General features: G+C 73.5%; 3 protein-coding genes. All 3 read left to right on the forward strand.

Annotated features, from left to right (window positions below):
* The first annotated feature begins 141 nt into the window (after positions 1–141).
* Genes ACI8AP_RS20920 through ACI8AP_RS20930 form a run of 3 tightly spaced genes read left to right on the forward strand, consistent with a single transcriptional unit; the run spans position 142 to position 3,556 of the window.
* Positions 142–1,017 carry a branched-chain amino acid ABC transporter permease gene (locus ACI8AP_RS20920; RefSeq protein ID WP_456591300.1) on the forward strand — a complete coding sequence of 292 codons (876 nt, stop codon included), beginning with the start codon at positions 142–144 and terminating at the stop codon, positions 1,015–1,017.
* Positions 1,017–2,837 (forward strand): branched-chain amino acid ABC transporter ATP-binding protein/permease, encoded by a 1,821-nt coding sequence (locus tag ACI8AP_RS20925; protein WP_456591301.1) that lies wholly within the window; start codon positions 1,017–1,019, stop codon positions 2,835–2,837. Before ACI8AP_RS20920 ends, ACI8AP_RS20925 begins: the two co-directional genes overlap by 1 nt.
* A complete protein-coding gene (locus tag ACI8AP_RS20930; RefSeq protein ID WP_456591302.1) occupies positions 2,834–3,556 on the forward strand; it encodes an ABC transporter ATP-binding protein in 723 nt (240 codons plus the stop codon). Before ACI8AP_RS20925 ends, ACI8AP_RS20930 begins: the two co-directional genes overlap by 4 nt.
* Positions 3,557–3,789 lie beyond the last annotated feature (233 nt).

Genomic DNA, 3,789 nt, shown 5'->3' on the forward strand with positions numbered 1-3,789 from the left:
GGTTTAATAAGCTCCGGGGCCCCGCCCCCGTGAGCGGCGGCCACCGCGCGCCCCCCCCGCGGGGCCCCGGCCCGCGGCCGGGCCCCCGGCGGGCGTGTCGGCTACCGTGCCCGGGCACCCACGACGAGAACAGGCACCTCTGTGCAGCAGCTCCTGAACGGCATCTTCATCGGCTCCATCTACGCGTTGTTCGCCATCGGGTTCACGCTGGTCTTCGGCATCCTCGACCGGCTGAACCTCGCGCACCCCGCGGTCTTCGCGGCCTCCGCCTTCGTCGGCATCGAGCTGGTCGAGCGGGGCGGGCTGTCCCTCTGGGCCGCGCTGCCGATCGTCTTCGTCTTCGGCGCCGTCCTGGGGCTGGTGATCGAGCGGGTGGCGTTCCGGCCGCTCAAGGGCCGCGCCGACGCCCACTTCGCCGGGCTGATCTCCTCGATCGCGCTCGCCGGCATGCTGATCGCGCTGCTGCAGTGGCGCTACGGCCCGGACACCCGCCGCTTCCCCCCGGGCTCGTTCCCCGACACCCGGTTCGAGGTGTTCGGCGCCCAGGTGACCCTCGTGCAGGTGGTCATCCTCGCGGTCTCCCTCGCCCTGATGGTGGCGCTGACCTACATGGTCACCCGCACCCGGCTGGGCCGGGGGATGCGCGCGGTCGCCGAGAACCCGACGGCGGCGCGGGTGCTCGGCGTGAACGTCGACCGGGTCACCGCGGTCACCTTCGCGATCTCCTCGGCGCTCGGCGCGGTCGCCGGCGTGCTGTTCGCGATCAACGTGAACACCGCCCAGCTGGGCATGGGCGCGGCCATCGAGCTCAAGGGGCTGGCAGTCATCATCGTCGGCGGCATGGGCTCGCTGCCCGGCGCCCTCATCGGCGGGCTGCTGCTGGGCCTGGCCGAGGTGTTCGCCGTCCAGTACATCGGCTCGTCGTGGGTGAACGTCATCGCCTTCGGCCTGCTGTTCGTGATCCTGCTGCTGCGCCCGCAGGGGCTGCTCGGCGCGCGGAAGGTCCGGGAGGTCTGATGCTGGGCCAGTACGCCACCACGCTCACCTTCATCGCCCTCGGGGCGATCTTCGCCTACTCCTTCTACGCCGTCCTGATCGCCGGGCAGCTGAGCCTCGGCCAGGCGGGCTTCGCCTCCCTCGCAGCGTTCTCCGGTGCCTACCTGTCACCCGCCGGCGCCGACGTCGGCGAGATCCCCGCGCTGCTGATCGCCGTGGCGATCGGCATGTCCGTCGGCGCGCTCGGCGCCGTCGTCCTGGGCCTGCCGACCATGCACCTGCGCGGGGTCTTCCTGGCGATCGCCACCCTCGGGTTCGCCGAGGCCGTCCGCGTGGTCCTGCTCAACCAGGAGTGGACCGGCGGCGCGCAGGGCCTGGGGGTCCCCCGGGTCCTGACCGTCGGCATGGCCTGGACCGCGCTCGCGCTGGTCGCGTACTGGTTCTGGCGGATGGGGCGCTCGCGCTACGGCCGCGCGCTGGAGGCCATCCGGGAGGACGAGCTGGCCGCCCGCTCCATGGGCATCGACGTGGGGCGCCACCGGCTCGCCGCGTTCGTCACCGCGGGCGCGGTCGCCGGGTTGTACGGCGTCCTCTACGCCTACTACGTCCGGCTCATCGCCCCCAACGACTTCGACTTCACGGCGGCCGTGGAGGGACTGGTCACCGCGGTGGTCGGGGGATCCACGATGTTCCTCGGGCCGCTGCTGGGCAGCGGGTTCCAGACGATCGTCCCCGAGCTCCAGCGGGCGGTCGGCGTGGAGGCCGGCTGGATCCGGCCGTTCCTCGCCAGCCTGCTCCTGCTGGTCGTCATCCTCTTCCTGCCCGGTGGCCTGGCCAGCCTGATCCCGCGCCGCACCCGGATGCCCTCCGGCGGGGTCGACGACGACGCCACCGGCCTCGCCGCCCGTCGCCACCCGACGGCCGGGGAGCCGGTGGTCACCCTCGCCGGCCTGGGCAAGGAGTACGGCGGGGTGCACGCCGTCCGGGGCGTGGACCTGGAGATCCGGGCCGGCGAGGTCGTCGGCCTGATCGGCCCCAACGGAGCCGGCAAGACGACGCTGGTGAACATGATCAGCGGGCTGGTCCCACCCAGCTCCGGCAGTGCGACGGTGCTCGGGACGACGATCGGCGCCACGCCGGTGCACCGGATCGCGGCAGCGGGCGTGAGCCGCACCTTCCAGCACTCGAAGCTGTTCAACCGGCTGTCGGCGCTGGAGAACGTGCTGGTCGGGGCGCACCTGGTCAGCCGGCCGACCTTCCTGCGGCGGCTGCTCTGGCTGCCGTCGGCGCGGCGGGACGAGCGGGCCGCGCTGCGCCAGGCGGCCCGCTGCCTGGAGCGCGTCGGGCTCACCGAGCTCGCCGCCAGCCGGGCGGAGGCGCTCTCCTACGGCGACCAGCGCAGGCTCGAGATCGCCCGTGCGCTCGCCTCCGACCCCTCCCTGCTGATCCTCGACGAGCCGGCCGCGGGGATGAACCGCGTCGAGGCGGAGCGGCTGTCCGAGCTGATCCGGTCGCTGGCGCGGGACGGGCTGACCATCCTGTTCATCGAGCACAACGTCGGCATGGTCCTGAAGACCTGCACCCGGGTCGTGGTCCTCAACTTCGGCGAGGTGATCGCCAGCGGCGCGCCGGACCAGGTCGCGGCCGACCCGGTGGTCATCGAGGCATACCTGGGCTCGGCCGGGGACGACGACGGTGGTGGCTCGATCGCCGATGGCACCCAGGTGGACCCGACCGCGGCCGGCGACGACGCCGTGCCACCGGACGCCGTCGCCAACGTGCGACCAGGCGCCGCCGGCACCCTGGACACGCCCGACACCACCCCGGGGGATGCGAGATGAGCGATCCGATCCTCGCCGTCGAGGACCTGCGGGTGACCTACGGACGGGTCGAGGCCGTCCGGGGCGTCAGCTTCCGAGCCGAGCGGGGCTCGCTGGTGACCCTCGTCGGGGCGAACGGGGCGGGCAAGTCCTCGGTCATCAACGCCGTCTCCGGCATGCTGCGGCCGGCAGGTGGGCGGATCACGTTCGAGGGCCAGGACATCACCCGCACCCCGGCGCACAAGCTGGTGGGGCGGGGCCTCGTGCAGGTGCCCGAGGGCCGGCAGATCCTCGCCACGCTCACCATCGAGGAGAACCTCCAGATGGGCACGTGGCACTCCGGGGCCAGCGGCGCGCGCTCCGTCGACGCGATGTACGACCGGTTCCCGGTGCTGGCCGAGCGCCGGGCGCTGCCGGCCGGAGCGCTCTCCGGCGGCGAGCAGCAGATGCTCGCCATCGCCCGTGCCCTGGTGGCCGGGCCGACGGTCATGCTCATGGACGAGCCGTCGATGGGGCTGGCGCCCAAGATCGTCGACGAGGTCTTCCGCGTCATCGAGGAGATCCGCGCCTCGGGCACCACGGTGGTGCTGGTGGAGCAGAACGCCCGCCGGGCGCTGCGCGCCGCCGACCACGGGTACGTGCTCCAGAGCGGGGAGGTGGTGCACTCGGGGCCGGCCGACGAGCTGCTCGCCGACGAGCGGATCGTGCAGGCGTACCTCGGGGTCGAGAGCGGCGGCTGACGGCCGACGCGCTGGAACGGCCCCCGTGCCGGGTCCCGCCGCGAGCGCAGCGAGTGGTGGGGAGCAGGTGACGTCCTGGAACGGCCCCCGTGCCGGGTCCCGCCGTGAGCGCAGCGAGTGGTGGGGAGCAGGTGACGTCCTGGAACGGCCCCCGTGCCGGGTCCCGCCGTGAGCGCAGCGAGTGGTGGGGAGCAGGTGACGTCCTGGAACGGCCCCCGTGCCGGGTCCCGCCG

This window comes from Blastococcus sp. SYSU DS1021 (genome assembly GCF_054050995.1).